The 263-nt window shown below is 74.1% G+C and carries 1 pseudogene; it reads left to right on the top strand.

What is annotated here, in order from left to right:
• A pseudogene (locus R0J87_RS21570) lies at window positions 1-204 on the top strand (DUF1326 domain-containing protein); the annotation flags it as partial.
• Window positions 205-263: the final 59 nt, after the last annotated feature.

Here is a 263-nt window from a genome sequence, read left to right as displayed (position 1 = left end):
CGGGCGGTCGCGGAGGCCGAGTTCGCGGCCATCGAGGGCCAGGACGGCGAGCCGGTGACGATCACGGGGCATCCGCTCGCGGTCGCGCCGGGCCATCCGGTCACGGCGGCGCGCAGTTCGCACTTCCGCTACCAGGACCACGACATCCGCCAGGACGTCTCGGACCGCAACGCCCTCGTCTCCGGATTCTCCTATGCCGCCTGACGCACCGATGGCGCGCGCGACCCGGCTGGTGGCGGACAACGCCCGCTGGGCCGTCGGCC

The organism is Halomonas sp. SIMBA_159 (assembly GCF_046536035.1).
GTDB lineage: Bacteria > Pseudomonadota > Gammaproteobacteria > Pseudomonadales > Halomonadaceae > Vreelandella > Vreelandella venusta_A.
This window is presented reverse-complemented; position numbering and strand designations above follow the sequence as displayed.